This is a genomic window from Marinomonas sp. 15G6-16, assembly GCF_055809555.1.
The window spans coordinates 2,876,313-2,898,615 of sequence record NZ_CM147916.1; the positions used below are offsets into that span (position 1 = coordinate 2,876,313).

The window sequence follows — 22,303 nt, forward strand, 5'->3', positions numbered from 1 at the left end:
TTAATCTTTATACACCTTTGGGTTTAGGTGATCACGAAGCCAATCTCCAAGCATATTCATTGCCAGAATTAAGATAATCAGTGTGGCGCTTGGAATAACACAGATCCACCATGAACCAGAGAACATGTAGGTGAAACCATCAGAAATTAGTGAACCAAGTGAAGGCTCTGTAACAGGCATGCCTAAGCCAAGAAAAGATAACGCCGCTTCAGCGACAATTGCGTTGGCAATTTGAACAGTAAAAATCACCAGAATAGGTGACAAGGTATTGGGTAAAATGTGACGGAACATAATACGTTTAGAGCTGATGCCCATGACTCTGGCTGCATCCACGTATTCTTGCTGCTTCTCTGCCAATACTGAAGCTCGGACAGTACGAGCAAAAAGAGGCCATTCGCTTAATCCAATTACCAAAATGAGGATGACCATAGCAAGCTGTTGGTACATGGCAATACCAAAGATGGATTGGAAGATTGCTAAGAATACAATAGCGACCATCATGTTTGAAAAAGACAGCTGAATGTCGGCACAACGCATTAAGAAATTATCGATACGTCCACCTAAATATCCCGCTATTAATCCAATACATATACCTAACGTGGCTTGTATTGCTACGGCACATAAACCGATAGTCAATGAAAGTCGTGTACCGTACAAAATGACGGACAGTAAATCTCTCCCTTGCGCGTCTGTACCTAACAGAAAGCGGTAGTCGTGGCTAATCCAGCTTGGTGCAATTTCCGAATTAGTCAGATCTATAAATGTGAGGCTATTAATGTCGAATGGCGCTAATAAAGGAGCGAGAAAAGACACTAAACAGTAGAAAATAAAAATAAGCAGGGCAAGTACCGCTAGTTTATCACCGATAAAACCAGACCACATATGGCTCAAGCGACTGCCTGAAATAGGGTGATGGATAAGGTCTTTTTTAATTTCTCTCATGATCCATGACTCGCTAAACGTACGGTTGGGTTTACTAAACCGTAGATCACATCCACCAATGTATTGGTAATAACAAACATGGCACCGACAACCATTAAATAGGCAGAAATAAGTGGAGTATCAACCCGACTTACAGCATCCATAAAGAGAAAGCCCATACCGGGCCATTGGAAAATAGTTTCTGTCAAAATGGTATAGGCAACCAGCGTTCCTGCCTGTATTCCGCCGACGGTGATCACTGGTAACATGGTGTTCTTAAGCGCATGAATAAAATAAACTCGCGGAGCAGAAAGACCTTTTGACCAAGCAAATCGAATGTATTCAGATTGTAAAACTTCCATCATTTCTGCTCGAATCAAACGAATGAATATGGGCATTAATGCGATGGCGAGTGATAAACTAGGAAGCAATAAATGATGCAAACCATCTTTTGTGAACAGCCCGCTATCCCAAATAGCAAATACTTCTGTGGTTTGTCCTCGGCCAAAACTGGGCGCTAAACTCCATTCAATGGAGAAGAAATACACCATAAATATAGCCACAATGAAAATAGGTACTGAGAGCCCGATAGAACTGATGATCATAAGTAGCCTGGATACTGGATGCTTGGGTTTGATTGCTGCTAAAACACCACAGGGCGTTGCCACTAATATAACTAATATAATGGCACAAAAAGCCAGCTCCAATGTGGCAGGGACTTTTTGAAAAATCACTTCCAGTGTTGGTTGTTTATAATAATATGATGTACCCAAATCGCCTTGTATTGCGCCTTTTGCAAAGCGAAAATATTGACTTAAAAAGCTATCATTGAGGCCAAGCTCTTCACGTAACTGATTTCGTTCATCTTGTGAAACAGTCAGGCCAACCATTTGTTGAACAGGGTCACCTAGTCTGTCTTGTACGGCAAAGCTGATCACACTGATGCAGATCATCACAAAGCAGGCCTGCATTAATCGACGGAGTAAAAAAATCAGCATTAGATGACAGTGTTCCCATTTAATATTGGAGTCATGTTGTTTGTGATAGGTTTATTAAAGCACTCTTTGCTTCTATTCGTCTTCAATGACTAAATCTCCCAAATAAGGGTGGTTCATATCGTTAATGATATCTTGGATTTTAACTTTGTTTTTTGCGGCCCAAGTAAGAGGCTGCCAATATAGAGGAACAATAGGCGAGTCGTCATACAGTGTCTGCTCGATTTCTTGCAATAATTGTTTACGTTTCTCTGGAGTCATTTCACGATTTGCTTGTTGGATTTTTTGATCAATACTAGGGTTGCAATAACCGCTAGCATTATAGACACCTAACCCTGTATTAACATCCGAGCAGGCAATAATAAACTCAAATGGATTGTTAGCGTCCATGGTATCTGATTGCCAGCCAAGCATCATAATATCTGCGCTTCGATTATCAAACTCTTTAAAGTATTGAGCTTTGGGTAAGGTTTTTAAATCCACTATGATGTTGATTCTAGCGAGCATTGCGGAAATGGCTTGAGCCACTTTTTCATCGTTTAAATAGCGGTTGTTGGGCGCCATCATACTGATACGAAAGCCCTGCTCGTAACCCGCTTCTTTCATTAATTTAAGGGCTTTTGATAAATCGTAGTTTGGTTCTACGCCTTTTAGATGACCGACGAAGCTGTCAGGAGTGAGTTGTCCAGCGGGTGTACCATGTCCTTTTAATATTTTTTCTACGATGAGCTTTTGATTAATAGCTAGGTTAATAGCTTGTCTTACTCGGATCTCTTTGAACTCTGGGCGTCGATCTTGGTTCATGTGTAGCAAGATGGTCCGCGTACTTGGAATGGTGACCACTTGAATTCCGGGAGTTCTTTCTGTGCGGGCAATATCAACGGGAGAAATTGGGAAGATAAAATCTACATCGCCAGAAAAAAGCGCTGACAGCCTAGTCGAATCGGCACGAATCGGCGTTAATATTACTTGATCAACATTGCCTTTCGATTTTGTATCCCAATAATTTTTATCACGTACTAGTTCCATTCGATTTCCCAATTTTCGATCGACTAGAATAAAAGGGCCTGTACCGGAGACATGCTCAGAAGCGAAAGAATTGCCGTGTTTAATAATTTCGTCTCGCCCTTGGTAGAAGCTTTTATCCATTGGAAAAACATATGTCATGATATTAAGTAATAAGGGGTTAGATGTGGTTGTGTGTACATCGATTGTATGATTATCAATGATGCTGGTTGACTCAATCGAATCGTACATAGCTCGAAAGTCAGGTGACTTTTTTAAGCGATTAATCGTATAAGCCACATCCTCTGCAGTGAAGGGATTGCCTGAATGAAAGTGAACATTTTCGCGTAAGAAGAAACGAATGGTACGGGAGTCGAGACGTTGCCATTTGGTTGCCAATCTGGCTTCTAATTCACCTTGTCTATTCCATCTTAATAAAGGATCAAACACCCAATGGGAAAACTGCAAAGTACCTTCTGAAAGGTGTTCATGTGGATCTAATGAAACTGGGTCTGCATCAAAGGCCATACGTAATGTGGTTGCAAAAGCACTATTCCATATGATGGAAGCCAAACAGCAGACTATAATAGCTTTTATATTCATGTGTATCGGCCTTGTATTCTTGGCTCTTTATAATGAAGCGGTCTTTAACAAAAAGGAATGAGCGCTGCTGCGCATACTCTCTTTTGATATTCATGCTGACCACTTAGACGAAAAATCATTTTTACAAAAAATTGAGTAAAAAGACAGCAAGATGGGTTGATTTAGATATATTGCGTCGTGATTTATGTTCTATTGAACCCATTCAAATCATATAGATAAGCAGTTATGAATTATTTTGCGCATTTACATATTGCGGCTGAAACAGACACTTCTTGGTTAGGGAATTTACTAGGTGATTTTCCTGTTGATCCTTCATCGTTAGATGAAGACTTACTCATGGGGTGGTGTTTGCATCAGCAAGTGGATGTGATGGTTGACCAGCATGAAGCGAGTTTGGCGTTTCGTTCTATGCCTAGAAAAGGGCGACGTCGATTTGCAGGCATTGTTCAAGACATAGCAATGGATTACTGGTTGATTCAATATTGGGATCGGTTTAGCTCTGTGCCTTTGGGACGTTTTTGTGATCAAGCGGTAGATGAGTTGTCCAAAGACAAAGATCGTAGCCCAGAGCGCTTATTCAATATGATTAGCTCATTAGAGCAGCATAATTGGTTGTCTAGCTTGGGAACGCATGAAGGGGTAGAAAAAGCCATTTGCTCTATTATGAGAAGGTGGCAGCACGGACACTACTTGCAAGATTTTCTTGACGAATTACCTGACGTAATTCAACAAGCCGAAGAACCTTTTTTAAGCTTGTATCCAGATTTACTCGATTTTGTTGCTGAAGAAACGAAAAGTGGAAAGGGCAAGTGATATTGTGAAAAAAGCCAGGGCCACACGCAGCCCTGGCTAACAGGTCACATTTAAGAACAACTTAATAATAGGAAATAGATGCAGATTTCTAATGCCTATTAATTAAGCCATAGAGAGTGTAAATCTTTTGTTGGGATTCACCTTGACTTAAGTCAGGAGGAAATCTATCAGTGAGATATACGTAGTATTTACTCTATCTCGTCAGAACTTGTGGTAGAATCCGCCACCGCAAAAACTTGGTCGAACTGATTTAAGGAAGGTACGAACAAGTTCACTGGCTTCAGCGTGTGGATAAACCTTTCTTAACACTCGGCCATAAAGGTAATCATAACAATAGGGGGAATTAGGTGGGCGTTCAGTGGTATCCAGGGCACATGAACAAAGCGCGTCGAGAAATCGAAGAAGTCATGACGCAAGTGGATATAGTCATCGAAGTATTAGATGCCCGTATTCCTGATTCTAGCCAAAACCCTATGTTAAGTACCTTACGAGGCGATGTTCCTGTCCTTCGTTTATTAAACAAAAAAGATTTGGCAGATAAAGCGCGTTTAGACTTATGGCTTGACCATTGGCGAGGTAACGACCGCATATTGGCGCATCCATTTTCTACTTTGGATAAGTCAGATGTCGCTAAAATTAGCCAATGGGTTGGGCAAATGGTGCCCCATCGTGGAACGGCTGAAAAGCCGATTAGAGCCATGATTGCAGGGATTCCCAATGTAGGTAAGTCCAGCTTAATGAACGCCTTGCTAGGTCGCCGTGTGGCGAAAGTCGGCGACGAACCTGCTGTTACTAAAGCGCAGCAAAAACTGAAAGTAACCAACGGTTTTCAACTGTTAGATACTCCCGGTATTTTGTGGCCTAAAATAGAAAACCCAGATGCCAGCTACCGTTTAGCCGTTACTGGCGCTGTACGCGATACCGCAATCGACTATGAAGATGTGGCTTTAGTTGGCCTCAAATTCTTTATGGCAGATTATGACGAAGCACTTGCTACTCGCTATAAACTAAAAGAAATCGCTTCAGATCCTTATGATGTATTGAAGGTGATTGGTTCCAAGCGTGGCGCTTTACGTTCTGGCGGTAAAGTTGACATGCATAAAGCGGCAGAAGTTTTTTTAAATGATGTAAGGACAGGCGCGATTGGTCCTTATGTTATGGAAACCCCAGAAATGATTGCACGAGAAGAGCTTTTAGTCGAAGAGGCAAAAGCAAAGAAAGAAGCAGCAAGGCAAGCAAAATTAGCGGCGGCCGTGCCTCAGCGACAACGTGCAAATAATCGAGCTTATCGTGATGCCCAATCCGGTAAGTCAGGCGAGAATTTAGATGACAATCAGTGAGGTTCAGGGTCATGGATTATGAAATTGCCTTTGATCAGGACGAAAGCATTTACCGCATTTATACCAGTTACGAGTTTGCCGCGATCGGTGAATGGGTATCTGAGTATGTGCGTGAATTAGAAAGCATACAGCGCGTGTTAATGGCGGCGCGATTGGCTGAGTCTGAAAAAGAAACAACGGAATTTAAACACGGTCCTTTTAGCGTGATTTTGAGTGAAGAAGGTGTTTCTGTAATTCGACAAGTGGACATGGATTCCGCAGAAGAAGAAATAAAAGCCATGTTTGACTCTCAAGAAAGCTTTTATCAAACATCAACCGATGGTATTCAAGCTGAATGTGGTTTAGATGATTTGATTAATATGATCGAAAATTGGTATGAAGTGCTGCAATAGTTGTTCCTTGCGCTGGCTGGGTTTACACTAGCCAGTATTAATTTAAATGTTTTTTTAGGGAGCCGATATGCTCATCGAATTGGAAAAAGCCCGTACTCGAAATAATGTTGTTCGCATTTTTCGTGAAGACTTAGACGGACCAGATAGTTGGACTGACGGCTTTGTTGTAGATGCCAACGAAGAAATGGTTTTGCTCCAATTAGTGGATGACAGTGTTCGCCTTAACGGCTACCAAATCCTATTTTTAGAAGACATTAGTGACTTTGCACACCCGGCGCCTTTTAATGATTTTCAGAAGAAAGTATTAACGCTTCGTGGTGAAGAGGTCGTTGACCCAGAAGTTGATTTAGACGACCTTGCTGTTTTGTTGATTGATATCAGCGAAGAATTTGGCTTGGTGACATTACACCGTGAAGAAGTTGAGCCAGATAGCTGTGAAATAGGCCGCGTAATACGTGCTGATGCAGTGACGTATGAGCTAGAAGAAATAGGCTCTGATGCTCGTTGGTTTGATGATACTTTTGAATACGATCTATATGACATTACGCGTATCGAATTTGGTGGAGCTTATGAAGAAGCATTGATGCTTGCCAATGACGATATGGGCGATGATGCTTACGAGTTGTCTGAAGAGTATCCAGATGATTTTGTTGGCGAGATCGAAGAAGACGAATCCAAGTAGTCAGCTTTAAAGCTGCTATTTCTTTCTAAAAACGCCTTTATAGGCGTTTTTTTATATATAGCTTAAGCTTGTATTGATGGCTTTTTAGTCGTTATTTTCCAACACGCTCAAATACTCCAGATAAACCAGCAAAGAGGTTTTTATTGTGTCTCGGTGGATCATTCTTGTTTTTACATTCTTGCTGGTGTCTGGTTGTGCTGTCTATGCAACACAACAATTAGACTCTGTTTTTGGGTCGCAAAGCGTTGAAAACCGTATTGTTGAGACGAGTGAAAGCGATGTCGCATTTTACAATAATGAAGTGAAGCCTATTTTAGACAGTCGCTGTGTTTCTTGTCATGCCTGTTACGATGCGCCCTGTCAGTTGAAATTAACTGCGCCTAGCGGCATCGAGAGAGGCGGATCAAAAGATTTGGTTTACGATGGCACTCGTTTATTGGCGGCAACACCTACGCGATTATTTATTGATGCAAAAACGACGGATGAATGGCGCCAAAAAGGCTTTCATCCCGTCCTCAATGAGCGAGCGCAATCGCCTGCAGCGAATCTACAAGGCAGTGTTTTATATCGAGCCATTGCTTTGCGTAAACAGCAAGGCGCTTTTACTCAGGACGTTTTACCAGATGAGTATGACTTCTCATTGGCTCGAGAGCAGCAGTGCTCCAGTATTGAAGAATATTCAGGCGTAGAAAAGAATCACCCCAGTTTAGGAATGCCTTATGGTTTGCCCGCTTTGAGCGCAAGTGAATACGATGTATTGACTCGTTGGTTGGCGAAAGGCGGCAAAATGCCAGAAGCGAAATCCATACCGGAAACCCTTCAAAAGCAAGTGGATTTGTGGGAGTCTCGATTAAATAAAGATGACCTAAAAGGTCAGTTGATATCTCGTTACATATATGAGCATTTGTATTTATACAGTTTGTATTTGGATGATGGTGAAGAATTCCGTTTTCAGCTTGTTCGTTCCAAAACGCCGCCAGGTGAACCGATTGATTTAATTGCAACGCGCAGGCCTTATGATGCTCCAGGTGTGAGTCGAGTCTATTATCGACTTTGGGCAGACCCAGAAGTTAAAGTACAGAAAAACCATATTCCGATGCAATTAGATGAAGCGCGTTATGCTCGCTGGCAGTCTTATTTTTATGGCGAAGAGTATCAAGTCACAAAAGATCCAGGTTACGCGCCTAAAGTTGCAACGAACCCTTTCAAAGCATTTCGTGAAATCCCTGCTCATGCCCGTTACCGCTTTCTATTAGATCATGCGCAAAATACCATTATGGCTTTCATTAAAGGCCCTGTGTGTCGCGGGCAAGTTGCTGTGAATGTGATTAATGAGCAGTTTTGGGTGTACTTTTTAGATCCTGAGTTGGGTTATAACAAAGGCTCTGCTGATCTGCTTGAAGACCAAGTGCAAGAGCTTGATTTGCCTGCAATTGAATCAAGTAATGCATTGCCTTTGGCATCTTGGGTGACTTTCTCTGAGCAGCAAAAATCTTATTTGTCTTCAAAGGCTAAGTTGATTGAGAGTGAAATAGGCAGAAAAGTGCCATTAGGTCTCAACGTAATATGGGATGGCGATGGTGTAAATACCAATGCGGCACTGACGATTTTCCGCCATTTCGATAATGCCACCGTAGTAAAAGGTATGGTTGGGCAGCATCCCAAAACAGCTTGGATAATTGATTATCCACTTTTAGAGCGTATTCATTATTTGCTGGTGGCGGGTTTTGATGTTTATGGCAATGTTGGGCATCAATTGGTCACTCGCTTGTATATGGATTTCTTGCGTATGGAAGGTGAAATGAATTTTTTACTTTTATTACCAAAAGAAGACAGACAAAAAATTCGTGAGTTCTGGTATCGAGATGCAAACCAATCCATCAAAAATTATATTTTTAGCGATTACATTAAAGTGGATCGTCAATCTCAGGTGTCTTATGAATCCAATGACCGACAAGCTGAGTTGTACGAAAAGCTGAAGGTGAAGCTTTCTAACGTGCTGGACCATAGTTACGACTTGGAGCAGAGTAAGCTTTCTGCTGAAAATGTCGCAGGGCTGTATGAACTGCAAAAAGTGCGCGGAAAAGGGCTGTCTTATTTGCCGAATGTTGTCATTGTTCTGGTGAGTAATAAGGGTGTGCCAGTAGATGTGATTAGTGTGATTCACAACAAAGCTCACGCCAATATATCGAGTTTATTGAACGAAGAAGCGACACGGTTGCCGGAAGAAGATGGCATTACTCTGGTGAAGGGAGTATTGGGAGATTATCCAAACGTCTTGATGCAAGTAGAAGAGGCAGAATTGCTTGTTTGGGCGAAGCAAATGTCCCAGTTAAAAAATAAGTCAGATTATATTGAGCTGCTGAATCGTTTTGGCATTCGTCGTACGAACCCAAACTTCTGGTTCGTCAGTGACTCGATTGCGAATTTGAACAAGCAAGACCGACCAAGAGAAAGCGGTATATTGGATTATAACCGCTTAGAAAACCAATAATAAGTTACTGGAAGTGGCTGTAAACAAAGCAGAGAAGCGCTTCTGCATTCTCTGCAATATTGGCCACTTGTATCTTTAGGAGTGAAGCCCAACTAACAGGGAATACTCTATATTGTTGGAAAATATTATGGTTCCTTTTTCTATTCTTGATTTAGCGCCCGTTGCAGAGGGTTGTTCTGTTGCGGATTCCTTCGCAATGAGCCGTAAAATGGCCATTGCAGCAGAAGAAAATAATTATCTGCGTTTCTGGTTGGCGGAACATCATGGCATGGCAGGTGTTGCAAGCTCTGCCACTTCTGTTGTTTTATCTCATCTTGGTTCAGCAACAAATACGATTCGATTAGGTTCTGGTGGTGTTATGCTGCCGAATCATTCGCCTCTGGTGATTGCCGAGCAGTTCGGCACTCTGGCTGAGCTTTATCCGAACCGAATTGATTTGGGCTTAGGGCGAGCGCCGGGTACGGATATGCAAACGGCCAGAGCGTTACGACGTAATATGGATGCGGCTGTCGATAGCTACCCTGAAGATGTTTTGGAATTACAGCGTTTGCTTGGAAATGAAAGCCAAGGGGTTAAAGCTGTGCCAGGCTTTGGAACGAATGTGCCTTTGTGGATGCTTGGTTCTAGTTTATACAGTGCACAAGTCGCGGCTGAATTTGGTTTGCCTTACTCTTTTGCTTCTCACTTTGCACCAGATCAATTGATTCAAGCTTTAACCCTTTACCGTCGCCACTTTAAGCCATCTGAACAACTGACTAAGCCTCATACCATGGCTGGTGTCATGGCGGTTGTGGCGGATACAGATGAAGAAGCGAAATTTCTATTTACGTCGGCTCAGCAGCAGTTTGTTAACTTGCGCCGAAATGGCAACAAACCTTTCCCAAGACCAGTGGATTCAATGGACACTATTTGGTCGCCAAGTGAGAAATACATGGTCGAACATATGCTGCAATATGCTGTTGTAGGTTCTAAAGCATCCGTGGCCTTTCAGCTGTCGAGCTTTCTTGATACGACTCAGGTGGATGAATTGATTGTTTCAATGCCAATTCATGATTCAGAAGCAAGATTGAAGTCATTAAAACTAATGGCGGAGGTTCGGGATAGTCTAGTGAAATGATTCAAAGAGCCCCATCGAAATGAATTTGATGGAGCTTCTTTATATGTGAACGATTTTTAATAAGGAGAAGGTGTGCCTTTTTCTTTTTGAGTCTTGAAGCGACGGTGTGCCCAAAAATACTGCGGTTTCTTAGGGTTGATGCTTTCTTCCATTAGACGGTTAATCGTCGTTGCATTTTCTATATCATCTGGCGTTGGGAAGTTTGGTACTTCTGTAAATGTCAGGTGGTAGCCATTTTCTGTGCGGCCGTAGTCGTACAGAACAACTGGAGCATTGGTCATTTTTGCAATGCGTCCAATGTGCGCTATGGTTGCACATTCACGACCATAAAAAGGGGCAAAAACCGAATCTCTTCGACCGTAGTCTTGATCTACTGCGTACCAGACGGCTTTATTTTTCTTCAGTGATTTAAGCACTTCACGCATATTTCTACGTTCAATCGTTTTTGAGAAAATTGCCTTGCGTTGGCGCTCCATAACCCAGTTTACAACAGGGTTTTTCTGCAGTTTATAAATAGGGTGAACGTCAAGAATACGTGGTACTTGGCTGCCGCAAATATCAAGAGAGGAAAAGTGACCACTGATTAGGATGCAGCCTCTACCTTTAGCCAGTACTTGATCAATGACTTCTTGTCCTTCAAACACAACTCGTGACGCGAAGCGATTTTTATCTTGAAACCAAGAAGCGAAGGTTTCTAACGTGCCTTGTCCCATGCTCTCAAAGTGTTCTTTAGTGAGCTGCTTTCTTTCTGCTTTGGTCATTTCTGGAAAGCAAATCTTAAAGTTCACATTACAAATATGTCGGCGTCTAGGCGATAATGAATAGAGAAGTCGCCCAAAAACCTTACCCACTGCTTGTAAGGCAGACCAAGGAAGAAAGCTAATTAAAAAAGCGGCCCCCATTCCTAACCAGCTTAGCCAGTGTTTTGGACTGATAAACTCTTTAATGCTTTTATCTAATGTGCTTTGCTTAGCCATGGTATCCCTCTAAAAAAGCCTGCCATTGCTTTTCTGATACATAAAAATTTGAAAATTTGCTCGACTCTTTATCCAGTGAGCGTTTTAGTCGATCAATATTAGACTGCATCCAGCTTGGGTCTGGCGCTCTTTGTTCGCATTTATCGAAGTCAATCACCCATACTTTGCCTTGTTTATCTATCATGATGTTATGACAGTTCAAGTCAGAGTGATAAATGCCGCTAGTATGAAAGCGCTTAATGACCTTGCCAACCTCTTGCCATGCAATTTGATCTTTTTTGTCACTTTTGATGAGATCAAAAAGGTCTTCTGCATGATCGATGGTCTCAGTTAGTAATTCGGCTTGGTAAAAGCCTTTTTTAAGAGTATAGAGTCCACCAACGGGTTTAGGGACAGGTAAGTCCAGATTACGCATATGTTCCAATAAGCTGAGTTCAAGCCAAGGGCGAGTGTTTTGTTGGCCTGTAAACAGAAAACCTCGTTTATTAAATTTTGCGATTAAGCCGCCGCGACGGTAGCGGCGTATGACGAAGCGCCCAAATTCACTGTTAATAAACCACACTTCACCACGACCGGTGCCAGTGCCAGTTAATGCTTCTTGCGATTGCCAGAATTCAGGATCAAACCATGAAGCAGTGAGTGGCTGGTTTTGATCACTTTTTAAGAGAAAAGTGTTCGATGATACTTTGATGGGCTGTGGCATCTTGCTCGCTTCGTTATTGTGTTCTTTCTTATGTCTATAAAGTTGGACACATTCAATGGTGTCTATTCTATAATACTTGTTCTGTTTAAGCAGCCCTAGAGGAAGAGATGGAGCAAGAGAAAATTCAGCATTTAGCCGTGGTAAGGTTATCTGCATTAGGTGATGTGTGTCACGCTATGGCTGTGGTTCAATCTATTATGATGCGTTATCCAGACATGAAAGTGACTTGGGTGACTTCGCCATTAGAAGCAAATTTGGTTCGTTTGTTGAACGGTGTGAATGTGGTTGAGTACGATAAAAAAAGTGGATTTTCTGGGTTATTAACATTGCGGTCTTTATTAAAAGACCAGACGTTCGATGTTTTGTTGCATTTGCAGTGGTCGCTACGAGCAAGTCTTGTTTCTCGTATGGTGAAAGCTAAACGCCGTGTTGGTTTTGCTTTATCTCACTCTAGAGAAAAGCAGCATTGGTTTGTTAATGAGTACGCGCCGGAACCAAAGGGCGAGCATGTTTTAGATTCTTTTTTGTCTATCGCAAGTGTGTTGGGAATTTCAGAACCAAGCTTGCCGTGTGAATTGAATTTACCTGAGACAACTTTCGATTTGCCGAGTCGCTATGTGGTTTTGAACCCTTCAGCTTCTAAAGCTGATCGAAATTGGACACTGGAAGGTTATCAGGCGGTCATGTCATATTTTTCAAGTAAAGGTATGACTGTAGTTATTACGGGTGGGCCATCATCGGAAGAGAAGTCTTTCGCTCAACACATCATTGCAGAACAAACAGATTCTGTTATCAACCTTGTCGGTAAAACAAAACTAGACGTTATGTTGAGTGTTTTGAAAGGCGCAGAATTGGTCATCAGTCCAGATACTGGGCCTGCTCATATGGCAACTTTGGTTGGAACGCCTGTATTAGGTTTGTATGCGCATTCCAATCCAAAACGAACTGGACCATATCGAGACTTGGATAAAGTGGTCAGTGTGTATGAGCAATTGGCTGAAAAAGAATATCAAAAGCCGGTGGCAGAACTGCCTTGGTCAACGCGAGTGCATGATGCTGAAGCCATGCAACATATTCATGTTGACCAAGTTTTAGCGGAAATAAAGCGCTTTATCTAAAGCGCTTGTTCGGCAAGTTTTAAGTCCAGTGTGGCTTTCAATAGTTTGTACAATTGAATGGACGCGTCTATCTCTTCTTTTCTATTGGTTAAACTTTCAATGTTTAAGCCAAGAGGAACGCCAAGAGGTAGCGCAATCTCAATAATTTGCTCCAAGGCATTACGGCAAATTTTGATAGATTCAGCCAATGGTGTTGCAGAATCCAAAATACGATGCTTAGTGGCATCAGGGACAGAAATGCCTAACCATTCCATGAATTCCAGCGTCTTGGCACTGCCGCACGGCGTGAAAGTCAAGATAATGCGCTTCGGCTCTTCACCGTGATCTCTACATTCTCTGGCATAGCGACTGATTAAGTCTGCCGTTGCTTGGTGATTATAAACCGCTTGAGAGATGAAAAACTCACAGCCAGCATCAGACTTTTTCATGATGCGTAAATGCTCATCTCCTTTTTTAGCATGACGTTCAGCAATGGTGACGCCACCCAAATTGAAGGCATGAGGAGAGGCTTTTAGAGTGTCGTACGCTTTTGGCAAAGGTAGCTTGATGTCGCCGTCCGAAGAAGGAGAGCCAACCAAAACTAAATCACGAATACCAAAATCTTCCCAAGCTTCTGTCAACCAGCCTGAAAATTCTTCTGAGCTACGAGAGGAAACAGACTTATAAGTAATAACTGGCTTGCTTGATTGAGTATGAAGGCGTTTTGACCAAGCTCTTGGATCATGCGTTTCCATAAAAGGGAAAGGGCGAGGCTTATCAATTCGGCTGGTTTCATCTTGAATGTCGTAGACGATTAAACCATCGGCTTCAACGCCAGCTAAGCGATCCAATAATTTGTTGCTGATTTGTTCCAACTGCTCTTCTTCAACAGAGGAGCGAGGTGGTGTTGTGCCGATGAAGTACACACCTCGGTTAGGATCTTGGAACTTTCTTGCCAATTCGGATTTCATAATGTCACACTCTAAGTCGTCGAGGCAGATAATCTTGTTCTGCGCTTCGGTATATTTATTTGATGTGGTTATTCTAACAGTGAAACGAATTCATGGCCTTCTCTATAAGTTGAATAATATTGTAGATGAAGTGAGAATGGCTAATTCGCTCAATACTTCATCGCTTGCCATAAAATTAACAGGAAGCTCTCTATGTCTTATATTGCTTTAAAAGGCTTAAAAGAAGTCACGACTTCTTCATTACCGCCGGTTCATTTATGGAAGCCTGACTTTTGTGGCGATATGGATCTAGTCATAAAAGCAAATGGTGATTGGATACATGAAGGTGGAAAAATTCATCGTCCCGCCATGGTGAATATGTTCAGCCGCATTTTATGGTTTGAAGAAGGGGAGTATTTTTTAGTAACGCCTGTTGAGAAAGTACGAATCCAAGTTGAAGACGCGCCTTTTTTGGTGACGGAATGGAATTGGATAGAGACGGAGCAAGGACCAGCTATTGAATTTACAACACAAACCAAAGATGTTTCAGTTCTTGGTCTAGACTGTGATATGTGGGTGTCTCCTTTTGAGAATGAAGAGCGTCCTTATATTTCGATGCGTTACGGTATGAAGGCATTATTAAGCCGAAATGTATTTTATGCCTTAGCGGAAAGCTTGGCACAGGTTGAAACCGAAAAAGGAGCCGGAATGGGCATAATCAGTGCCGGTAAATCGTATCTTTTAATGCAAGATAAATGAGGAACTGGGTTATAATGCGCGAATTATACGTCGCTGTACGTTTTCTTATTTTGTCGTTTTAAAGGGGTGTTTTTTTGTTATTCGAAGAATTTGGTTTTGATAATCGCATTTTGAAGTCCATCGGCCATTTGGGCTTTGATGAAGCAACCGAAATTCAGTCTCGCGCTATTCCAGAAGCTATGGCTGGTCGAGATTTATTGGCGTCGTCAAAAACCGGTTCAGGGAAAACATTGGCTTATCTTTTACCTGCATTACATCGTGTGTATAAGAAAAAAGCACTCTCCAAACGCGACCCTAGAGTAGTTGTTTTAGTACCAACGCGTGAATTGGCGAAGCAAGTTTATGGTCAGTTGCGTCTTTTGCTTGCCGCTAGTCGTTTTACCTCTACTTTAATTCAGGGTGGAGAAAACTTTAATGATCAGCATAAACAGCTGCAAAAAGATCCGCATTTTATTGTGGCAACACCTGGGCGTTTGGTTGATCACTTGAAACAACGTCATGTGTATTTAGAAGGTCTTGAACTGCTTATTCTAGATGAAGCTGATCGTATGTTGGATTTGGGTTTTGCGGATGCAATGCGTGCCATAAACGAAGCCGCTAGTCATCGCCAACGTCAGACATTGTTCTTTTCTGCAACACTTGATAATACGGAAGTCAGCGCTATTGCAGGGGAATTGTTGAAAGAGCCTTCTCGTGTGGCAATTGGTCAAGGCTTTGATGAGCACAAAGACATTTCCCAACATATTTTGCTTTGTGATCACCTTGATCACAAAGAAGCCCTGTTAAAGCATGTTTTAGTGAATCAAACGATTAAACAAGCCATCGTATTCACGGCGACAAAAAATGACACAGTACGCCTTGCTGAGATGATCGCCAGCTGGGGATTAACCACTCAAGCTTTGAATGGCAACTTGTCACAAAGTGCTCGAAACAAAGCCATGGAAAGTTTTGCTAAAGGGCAATTTGAGGTTCTTGTGAGCACAGATGTGGCGTCTCGCGGTTTGGACATTGCGAGTGTTTCTCATGTATTTAACTTTGACTTGCCTAAACAAGCCGAAGAATTTGTTCACCGAACGGGTCGAACTGGTCGTGCAGGTTTTAAAGGCGATGCGTATTCTTTGGTTGGGCCAAAAGATTGGGTGAACTTCAAAGCCATTGAAGCATTCTTACAAAAGACGTTTGAAACAGAAGTCATTGAAGGCCTAGAGCCGAAGTTTAAAGGTTTGGCGCCAGCGAAACCAACTCGCCCAACGGTTAAGAAAGCGCCGAATAAAAAGGCGAGTAAATCTCCTAAGAAAGTGGCTAAGAAACCGCAAGGTAAAGCGCGCTTTCATGACAATCAGCAAGATGGCTTTGAGGCTTTTAAATTGCCTTCTAAGCGAACAGAGAAGCCAGCGAATCTTGGTGATGAAGACGAGTAATATTTGACGGCCTGTGAATTTGACTGTAGGTGACGCTTTATTTATTGACAGGTGAATTATTTTCACTATATTGATTAATCTTTCTTATCTATTGGAGACGAGCTTATTAATCGTTTGCCCCCATTAAACTCGCTTAGATGTTTTGAGTCAGCAGCACGCCATGGCAGCTTTAATAAAGCGGCTAGAGAGTTGTCTGTGACGCCTTCGGCGATTAGTCATCAAATTAAAGGCCTAGAAAGCTTTCTGGGTATTGAGCTATTTCGTCGAACTAAACGGAAAGTGATATTAACGGAAGCTGGCGAATCCTATTTAAAGCCTATCAGAAGCATTTTTGAGCAGCTAGAAAACGCCACGTCTGAGCTGAAAAGCCAGCAAAAAACGGGGTCATTGAGATTGGCTGTGGCGCCGGCTTTTCTGACTCGTTGGTTGATGCCGAGAATGGAAAGCTTTCAAGAGCGTTATCCTGATATTCAAATTGAAATAAGTTCGTCTTCTGGTTTAGTCGACTTCTCTGCCAATGACATTGATATGGCGGTGTATTTCGGAAATGGTGATTGGGACGGTGTTGAAGCTCATTATTTACGTGCCGCTCGACTTGCGCCTGTATGTAATCCTAGATTAATCAAAGCCGATCAACCTATTAATACGCCTGAAGACATGCGCTTTTATCCTCTTTTGCACGTTACAAAACGCAAAGACGAGTGGCATGATTGGCTTCAGCAGCATGATTTGGATGCAACGCTTTTTCGACGAGGTTTGATGTTTTCGAGTGGCTCTTTAACCGCAGGCGCAGCCGCTCAAGGTTTGGGTATCGCTTTGTCTGACCCTGAATTGGTTATGCCTGAAATACAGGCCGGTACCTTAAAAATATTGTTTGATCAGCATTTGATTACGAATAAATCTTTCTATCTTGTTTATGAGAAACGTCGATCGGTGACATCTGCAATGATGGCCTTTAAAGAGTGGATCATTGAGCAGATGGCAGGTAATGAAAATGGTTGAGTGTGTTTCTTATCCTCTTTTGGAAAAAGAAGGCTCTTTTTTAAAATATCAGTGAGAAATGTTTTATGAGTACAGAGTTAACAGTAAACAGCTACTTTAATGATCAAGTGAAATCCATTGCATTAGACAATGCTGAAGGGACATCAACTGTTGGTGTTATGGCGATTGGTGAGTATGAATTTGGTACGAGCCAAAGAGAATACATGACGGTTGTTTCAGGTTCATTGACTGTACTTTTGCCAACAGAGACAGAATGGAAAACCTTTGCGAAAGGCGAGACTTTCATTGTTGAAGCAAACCAGAGCTTTCAAGTAAAAGTGGCTGAAACAACCGCTTATCTTTGCCGTTACGAATAACAGCAACCCAGTAAGCCAGTAAAGTAAGCTGATCATAAAAAAGGGCCTGTCTTAATCAAGATAGGCCCTTTTTTTAGGAGTGGTAGAACGAGTAACCGTTTGCTTAACCACCTACAACATTGATTAATAAGGTTACTTTGTCACCTGGCTGAACATACTTTTGGCTGGCCACTTTCGGGTTCCAACTTCTAATATCATTTACAGACACTTTGAATTTATTGGCAACCAGTGCCAGCGATTCGCCAGAACGGATGGTATAAACTACTTTCTTCATCACACTGCGAGTGCTGTTGGTGTTTGTAGATTCTTTAGGTTGCAACCAAACAACCAGCTTCTGACCCGGCATAAGTGGGTCAGCAAGTCCCATGCTGTTCCAGCGAGCAAGAGTTTTGCTGTCTGTTTCATACTTATTGGCGATGAGCCATAAACTGTCACCGGACTTTACTGTGTAGTTTATTTTGATTCGATTTCTAGTCGGCGCACGAGATTGCTTCGCCAGCAAACGTTGGTGAGAGCTGAGTGTGTAGCTTTCAATATTGTTACCAGCAACTGGAATCATCAACTCTTGTCCAACGCGAATAAGAGAAGAAGAGATCTTATTTACATTTTGTAGAACACCAGCGGTTGTGTTGTGCTGTTTTGCGATGAGCAACAGACTATCACCCGCTTTCACTGTGTAACGCACCCAAGTAACTCGGTCTTGAGGCGGAATCTCAGCCAATTTTGTTCTGAACTGCTTCGCTTTACCCACTGGCATTAATAGTCTGTGAGGACCATCTGGAGATGTCGCCCACTGGTTAAAGCCTGGGTTCAACAAATACACTTCATCAATGCTAACACCAGCCATTTCTGCAGCTTGAGCTAAATCCAACTGACCGCCGATATTCACCACATCAAAGTAAGGCTTATTCGGGATGAAGTAAGTCGAGTAGTTGTACTTTTCTGGGTTTTTAATGATTTTTGCCAAAGCAATTAGCTTGGGAACGTAGGCACGCGTCTCTTTTGGTAAATCAAGTGACCAAAAGTCGGTTGGTTTGCCTGCTTTTCTATTCTTTCTGATGGCGCGCATTACAGTGCCTTCGCCAGAGTTGTAAGAAGCAAGGGCATGATACCAATTGCCATCAAACATTTTGTGTAGACGAGTTAAGTAAGCAATCGCGGCTTGAGTAGAACCAATGATATCGCGGCGTCCGTCGTACCACCAAGTCTGATCCAAACCATACATCTGACCAGTGGAAGGAATAAATTGCCAAGGGCCGGATGCTCGACCGTGACTGTAGCCAAAAGGGTCAAAGCCACTTTCAACAATTGGTAAAAGCGCTATTTCTGTTGGAATACCTGCTTTTTCCAATTCATCTACAATGTAATAAAGATAGCGTTCGCCACGCTTTGATACACGATCTAAATAAGATGGGTGAGAGCTGAACCAACGTAATTGAGACGATAAACGAGGGCGATCAATGTCTAAATCTAGCTGATAACCGGCTCTGATTCTGTCCCAAATATCATCAGGAACTTTTGGCTTGCTAACAGCAACGACAGGCTCTTGATCTGCTGCTTCTTCTGTATTGACTTCTGGGTCGGTAGACTCTTCGAGAGAGGAATCGATAACGGGAACGCTGTCAATAAAGCCTAAGCGTTCAGGGTCAGCATCGACTATGTCAGCTTCCACTGCATCAACTGTTTCTAATGAGCTAGATGAAGCATCAGTGTCTATTTTGGAGGCCGTTTGACAGGCGCTTAGGGTAAGACTTGTCAAGCAAATCCAAAAAATTCTATAAATCATGAAACTCACTAAATTGAATAAAGTTTGGTCATTTTAAGGGTGTAGCGAAAGAGGTCAACTAAAAGTGTCTTTGGCGCGTCTGACTTGACTAAAGGATTCAACGGAATTTGTCGCGACTTCTTCTTTAAGTTGTTGTGCCGCATGGGTTTTCAAAGAAGGGTTGTGAGAACGTAAAAAAGGATTAGTTTTTTTCTCTAAATCCAAATTTGAAGGCAAAGTCGGCTTGTTTTGTTCTCTTAGAAGAGTGCTCGCAAGATGGCTTTCAATTAAATCTGTATTATCAGGCTCCAAAGATAATGCAAAACGATAATTGGCTAATGTGTATTCGTGAGTGCAATAAACGAGTGTGTTGTCAGGAAGAGCGGATAGTTTTTCCATGGCCGCGAGCATCTGCTTTGGTGTGCCTTCCATAATTCGCCCACAGCCACCTTTAAATAGTGTGTCGCCGCTAAATAGAATGGGTGTTGCTTGATCAGAAAAGTAGCAAAGGTGATCTAAAGTATGTCCTGGTGTTTCTAAAACAGAAAAGACTCTTGTAAAAACAGCGATTTCATCGCCTTCTTTGACAGGATGTGTTACCAGATGTTTTAGATGCTTTGGACCGTATACAAGGCAGTTTGTTTGTTCCTTCAGCTTAGCAACGCCACCAGTGTGATCATGATGATGATGAGTAATGAGAATGCCCACGAGGTTTTTTTCATGCTGAGCGCAGTACTCAATGACAACCTTAGCGGAACCTGGGTCTACAGCCCAAATGTCCGAACTATCTTTATCTTCGATTATCCAGATATAATTGTCTTGAAAGGCAGGAAGCGGAAGTAAGTTCATGTGTTGTCTACTTTATATAAGAATGATTAGATTACACATGACGAGCCGATAACCAAAATAAATACATCGCCATGCCGTTTTTATAGAGAATTGATTTTATGTCGGATAATCAATCAAGACAATTTTTTCAGACTTGGTATCAGAGTAACCTCGGCAATAGTGTGCTTCAGCTTGAGTTGAAAGAAATAGAAGCTACGCTAGATTCCACAGTTGGCTACTACTTAGTGACGCAATCACCGCTGAGAAAAATAGCGTTTCATAATCATCGCATCCGAGAAAACATTCTGATCGCGCCAGCGTTAGAACTTGGTGCTTCGAGTTGTACCATAGTTGCAAAATCGAATGAGTTGCCCTTTGAAACAGATGGTATTGATGTGCATATTTTTCATCACACATTGGATACATCCGCTACGCCTCATGATGATTTACGGGAAGCGGCTAGAACCTTATTACCAAGTGGAAAATTAATTGTCGTCGGTTTTAACCCTTGGAGCTTATGGGGCTTTTGTCGGTTGTTTTCTAAGCGAGCAAAAGCACCTTGGTGCGGTCGTTTTATTGCTCATCAACGCCTAGAAGATTGGTTGAAAGTAGCGGGTTTAACCTTAGAAACAAAGCGTTTTATTTACTACGAACCGCCTATTCAAAATGGCAATTGGCGATTACGTTTTAAATGGCTAGAAAAAATGCTGCGACCGCTCAAGTTACCTTTTAGTGGCGTGTATGTCATGACAGCCACAAAACAGGTAAAACGTTATACGCCGATAAAACCACATTGGACAAAAGCGCGTGTTCGCGTGCCACCATTAACTAAGCCCACAGCAAAAGAGATGAAAGAGTGAAAGACGTAATTATATATACAGACGGTGCCTGCAAGGGCAATCCAGGAATTGGTGGCTGGGGCGCTTGGCTAACATTTGGTGAACATGAAAAACGATTGTGTGGTGGCGAACACGACACAACCAATAATCGAATGGAGCTTATGGGCGCCATAGAAGGGCTTCGTGCACTAAAAGAAGAATGTAATGTGACACTTTATACAGACTCTTCTTATGTACAAAAAGGGATTACTGAATGGATGGCAGGTTGGAAGCGAAAAGGTTGGGTAACGGCTTCTAAGCAGCCAGTAAAAAACAAAGATTTATGGCAAGCACTAGATGAAGCCTGTCAAAAGCACCAAGTCACTTGGAAATGGGTGAAAGGTCATGCCGGCATAGAAGGCAATGAAATTGCCGACGACTTAGCCAATCAAGGTATTGAAGAGTTGAGGGCATCAGCATGAGACAAGTCGTACTAGACACAGAAACAACCGGTATTGACCCTAAACAAGGGCATCGAATCATCGAAATTGGTTGTGTGGAAATGATCGGGCGTAAGCTTACGAATCGTCATTTTCATGTCTACATAAACCCTGATCGAGAGGTCGAAGAAGAAGCCTTCCAGGTACACGGCATCAGTAATGAGTTCTTGGCAGACAAACCTCGTTTTCATGAAGTCGCCCAAGAGTTTTTTGATTTCATCAAAGGCGCTGAATTAATTATCCATAACGCGCCCTTTGATATTGGCTTCATGGATCACGAATTCGCCCGCATCGGAGGCTACCCAAAAACCGCGGAAGTCTGTAGCGTCTTCGATAGCTTGGTGTATGCGCGTAAAAAGCATCCAGGTCAGAAGAATAACCTTGATGTGTTATGTCGACGTTATGGAATAGATAACTCGCATCGTGAATTACACGGAGCCCTGTTAGACTCCGAAATTCTAGCCGATGTGTACTTGCTTATGACGGGTGGTCAAACCAGTTTAGGTTTGAGCAACGGCTCTGATGGCGAATCGAAAGAAGATGGTTCTGAAGAAGTGATTCGTAGATTATCAGCAGATCGTCCTCGTCTAAAAGTCATTAGACCAAATGAGCAAGAGTTAAAAATGCACGAAGAGCGTTTGGATTTGATTGATAAAAAATCCGGCCAATCTCTGTGGCGAAAGCCTGAACAGCCTCTTAATTAAGAGGCTTTTTTGTCAGTCTTAGAAAACCCAATGACACTCTGAAATCATAAATTGGTTCATT

22 protein-coding genes are annotated in these 22,303 nt (G+C 42.3%); 14 read left to right on the forward strand and 8 right to left on the reverse strand.

Features of this window, described 5'->3' with window-relative positions:
* From AC0L46_RS13765 to AC0L46_RS13775, 3 genes are all read right to left on the reverse strand, one after another.
* Positions 1–942, reverse strand: coding sequence for an ABC transporter permease (locus tag AC0L46_RS13765; RefSeq protein ID WP_414680194.1), 942 nt, complete (start codon positions 940–942; stop codon positions 1–3).
* Positions 939–1,919 carry an ABC transporter permease gene (locus AC0L46_RS13770; RefSeq protein WP_473504377.1) on the reverse strand — a complete coding sequence of 327 codons (981 nt, stop codon included), beginning with the start codon at positions 1,917–1,919 and terminating at the stop codon, positions 939–941. The genes AC0L46_RS13765 and AC0L46_RS13770 overlap by 4 nt, the downstream gene beginning before the upstream one ends.
* 72 nt (positions 1,920–1,991) lie before the next feature.
* Entirely contained in the window at positions 1,992–3,524 is a 1,533-nt protein-coding gene (locus AC0L46_RS13775) for an ABC transporter substrate-binding protein (protein ID WP_473504379.1), read from the reverse strand.
* A gap of 225 nt (positions 3,525–3,749) precedes the next feature.
* On the opposite strand from AC0L46_RS13775, the gene AC0L46_RS13780 reads away from it, so the two are divergent.
* From AC0L46_RS13780 to AC0L46_RS13805, 6 genes are all read left to right on the forward strand, one after another.
* Positions 3,750–4,337 carry an acyl carrier protein phosphodiesterase gene (locus tag AC0L46_RS13780; protein ID WP_473504381.1) on the forward strand — a complete coding sequence of 196 codons (588 nt, stop codon included), beginning with the start codon at positions 3,750–3,752 and terminating at the stop codon, positions 4,335–4,337.
* A 347-nt stretch (positions 4,338–4,684) separates the two neighbouring features.
* Positions 4,685–5,677 carry a ribosome biogenesis GTPase YlqF gene (ylqF, locus tag AC0L46_RS13785; RefSeq protein WP_473504383.1) on the forward strand — a complete coding sequence of 331 codons (993 nt, stop codon included), beginning with the start codon at positions 4,685–4,687 and terminating at the stop codon, positions 5,675–5,677.
* An 11-nt stretch (positions 5,678–5,688) separates the two neighbouring features.
* Positions 5,689–6,069, forward strand: coding sequence for a YacL family protein (locus AC0L46_RS13790; protein ID WP_347983763.1), 381 nt, complete (start codon positions 5,689–5,691; stop codon positions 6,067–6,069).
* Between the two features lie 67 nt (positions 6,070–6,136).
* Entirely contained in the window at positions 6,137–6,751 is a 615-nt protein-coding gene (locus tag AC0L46_RS13795) for a hypothetical protein (protein WP_473504386.1), read from the forward strand.
* Between the two features lie 145 nt (positions 6,752–6,896).
* Entirely contained in the window at positions 6,897–9,245 is a 2,349-nt protein-coding gene (locus AC0L46_RS13800; protein ID WP_473504388.1) for a fatty acid cis/trans isomerase, read from the forward strand.
* 127 nt (positions 9,246–9,372) lie between these two features.
* A complete protein-coding gene (locus AC0L46_RS13805) occupies positions 9,373–10,362 on the forward strand; it encodes an LLM class flavin-dependent oxidoreductase (RefSeq protein WP_473504390.1) in 990 nt (329 codons plus the stop codon).
* Positions 10,363–10,418: 56 nt separating this feature from the next.
* On the opposite strand, the gene AC0L46_RS13810 is transcribed toward AC0L46_RS13805, so the two are convergent.
* Positions 10,419–11,339 carry a lysophospholipid acyltransferase family protein gene (locus tag AC0L46_RS13810; RefSeq protein ID WP_473504392.1) on the reverse strand — a complete coding sequence of 307 codons (921 nt, stop codon included), beginning with the start codon at positions 11,337–11,339 and terminating at the stop codon, positions 10,419–10,421.
* Entirely contained in the window at positions 11,332–12,042 is a 711-nt protein-coding gene (locus AC0L46_RS13815) for a 3-deoxy-D-manno-octulosonic acid kinase (RefSeq protein WP_473504394.1), read from the reverse strand. Before AC0L46_RS13815 ends, AC0L46_RS13810 begins: the two co-directional genes overlap by 8 nt.
* Positions 12,043–12,149: 107 nt before the next feature.
* Here AC0L46_RS13815 and AC0L46_RS13820 point away from each other — a divergent pair, with 107 nt between their 5' ends.
* On the forward strand, positions 12,150–13,160 hold the full coding sequence (locus tag AC0L46_RS13820; protein WP_473504396.1) for a glycosyltransferase family 9 protein: 1,011 nt from the start codon (positions 12,150–12,152) through the stop codon (positions 13,158–13,160).
* Here AC0L46_RS13820 and AC0L46_RS13825 read toward each other — a convergent pair.
* The gene (locus AC0L46_RS13825; RefSeq protein ID WP_473504398.1) at positions 13,157–14,110 is read right to left on the reverse strand and encodes a methylenetetrahydrofolate reductase; all 954 of its coding nucleotides are present in this window, start codon (positions 14,108–14,110) and stop codon (positions 13,157–13,159) included. The two genes, AC0L46_RS13820 and AC0L46_RS13825, sit on opposite strands and share 4 nt — an antisense overlap.
* Positions 14,111–14,302: 192 nt before the next feature.
* Here AC0L46_RS13825 and AC0L46_RS13830 point away from each other — a divergent pair, with 192 nt between their 5' ends.
* The 4 genes from AC0L46_RS13830 to ppnP all read left to right on the forward strand — a co-directional run bounded on the left by AC0L46_RS13830 (position 14,303) and on the right by ppnP (position 17,627).
* Complete coding sequence (locus AC0L46_RS13830) at positions 14,303–14,848, forward strand: DUF1285 domain-containing protein (protein WP_473504400.1); 546 nt, start codon at positions 14,303–14,305, stop codon at positions 14,846–14,848.
* A 74-nt stretch (positions 14,849–14,922) separates the two neighbouring features.
* Positions 14,923–16,269, forward strand: coding sequence for a DEAD/DEAH box helicase (locus tag AC0L46_RS13835; RefSeq protein ID WP_473504402.1), 1,347 nt, complete (start codon positions 14,923–14,925; stop codon positions 16,267–16,269).
* A gap of 105 nt (positions 16,270–16,374) precedes the next feature.
* A complete protein-coding gene (gcvA, locus tag AC0L46_RS13840) occupies positions 16,375–17,271 on the forward strand; it encodes a transcriptional regulator GcvA (protein ID WP_414680775.1) in 897 nt (298 codons plus the stop codon).
* 65 nt (positions 17,272–17,336) lie between these two features.
* Entirely contained in the window at positions 17,337–17,627 is a 291-nt protein-coding gene (gene ppnP, locus AC0L46_RS13845; protein WP_414680181.1) for a pyrimidine/purine nucleoside phosphorylase, read from the forward strand.
* Positions 17,628–17,730: 103 nt separating this feature from the next.
* Here ppnP and AC0L46_RS13850 read toward each other — a convergent pair whose 3' ends face one another.
* A complete protein-coding gene (locus tag AC0L46_RS13850; protein ID WP_473504404.1) occupies positions 17,731–19,386 on the reverse strand; it encodes a lytic transglycosylase in 1,656 nt (551 codons plus the stop codon).
* 81 nt (positions 19,387–19,467) lie between these two features.
* The gene (gene gloB / locus AC0L46_RS13855) at positions 19,468–20,241 is read right to left on the reverse strand and encodes a hydroxyacylglutathione hydrolase (RefSeq protein WP_473504406.1); all 774 of its coding nucleotides are present in this window, start codon (positions 20,239–20,241) and stop codon (positions 19,468–19,470) included.
* A gap of 98 nt (positions 20,242–20,339) precedes the next feature.
* On the opposite strand from gloB, the gene AC0L46_RS13860 reads away from it, so the two are divergent.
* From AC0L46_RS13860 to dnaQ, 3 genes are read left to right on the forward strand one after another with little or no spacing between them, the layout of a single operon-like run.
* Positions 20,340–21,080: a class I SAM-dependent methyltransferase gene (locus AC0L46_RS13860; RefSeq protein ID WP_414680178.1), complete on the forward strand. Its 741-nt coding sequence runs from the start codon at positions 20,340–20,342 to the stop codon at positions 21,078–21,080.
* Entirely contained in the window at positions 21,077–21,520 is a 444-nt protein-coding gene (gene rnhA, locus AC0L46_RS13865; protein WP_414680177.1) for a ribonuclease HI, read from the forward strand. The genes AC0L46_RS13860 and rnhA overlap by 4 nt, the downstream gene beginning before the upstream one ends.
* Entirely contained in the window at positions 21,517–22,242 is a 726-nt protein-coding gene (gene dnaQ / locus AC0L46_RS13870; protein ID WP_414680176.1) for a DNA polymerase III subunit epsilon, read from the forward strand. Before rnhA ends, dnaQ begins: the two co-directional genes overlap by 4 nt.
* The last annotated feature ends 61 nt before the right edge of the window (positions 22,243–22,303 follow it).

Excerpts from the sequence above, each read along its gene's own strand:
- AC0L46_RS13765 (WP_414680194.1), bottom strand. The coding sequence starts at position 942 with ATGAGAGAAATTAAAAAAGACCTTATCCATCACCCTATTTCAGGCAGT.
- AC0L46_RS13770 (WP_473504377.1), bottom strand. The coding sequence starts at position 1,919 with ATGCTGATTTTTTTACTCCGTCGATTAATGCAGGCCTGCTTTGTGATG.
- AC0L46_RS13775 (WP_473504379.1), bottom strand. The coding sequence starts at position 3,524 with ATGAATATAAAAGCTATTATAGTCTGCTGTTTGGCTTCCATCATATGG.
- AC0L46_RS13780 (WP_473504381.1), top strand. The coding sequence starts at position 3,750 with ATGAATTATTTTGCGCATTTACATATTGCGGCTGAAACAGACACTTCT.
- AC0L46_RS13790 (WP_347983763.1), top strand. The coding sequence starts at position 5,689 with ATGGATTATGAAATTGCCTTTGATCAGGACGAAAGCATTTACCGCATT.
- AC0L46_RS13795 (WP_473504386.1), top strand. The coding sequence starts at position 6,137 with ATGCTCATCGAATTGGAAAAAGCCCGTACTCGAAATAATGTTGTTCGC.
- AC0L46_RS13805 (WP_473504390.1), top strand. The coding sequence starts at position 9,373 with ATGGTTCCTTTTTCTATTCTTGATTTAGCGCCCGTTGCAGAGGGTTGT.
- AC0L46_RS13810 (WP_473504392.1), bottom strand. The coding sequence starts at position 11,339 with ATGGCTAAGCAAAGCACATTAGATAAAAGCATTAAAGAGTTTATCAGT.
- AC0L46_RS13815 (WP_473504394.1), bottom strand. The coding sequence starts at position 12,042 with ATGCCACAGCCCATCAAAGTATCATCGAACACTTTTCTCTTAAAAAGT.
- AC0L46_RS13820 (WP_473504396.1), top strand. The coding sequence starts at position 12,150 with ATGGAGCAAGAGAAAATTCAGCATTTAGCCGTGGTAAGGTTATCTGCA.
- AC0L46_RS13825 (WP_473504398.1), bottom strand. The coding sequence starts at position 14,110 with ATGAAATCCGAATTGGCAAGAAAGTTCCAAGATCCTAACCGAGGTGTG.
- AC0L46_RS13830 (WP_473504400.1), top strand. The coding sequence starts at position 14,303 with ATGTCTTATATTGCTTTAAAAGGCTTAAAAGAAGTCACGACTTCTTCA.
- ppnP (WP_414680181.1), top strand. The coding sequence starts at position 17,337 with ATGAGTACAGAGTTAACAGTAAACAGCTACTTTAATGATCAAGTGAAA.
- gloB (WP_473504406.1), bottom strand. The coding sequence starts at position 20,241 with ATGAACTTACTTCCGCTTCCTGCCTTTCAAGACAATTATATCTGGATA.
- AC0L46_RS13860 (WP_414680178.1), top strand. The coding sequence starts at position 20,340 with ATGTCGGATAATCAATCAAGACAATTTTTTCAGACTTGGTATCAGAGT.
- dnaQ (WP_414680176.1), top strand. The coding sequence starts at position 21,517 with ATGAGACAAGTCGTACTAGACACAGAAACAACCGGTATTGACCCTAAA.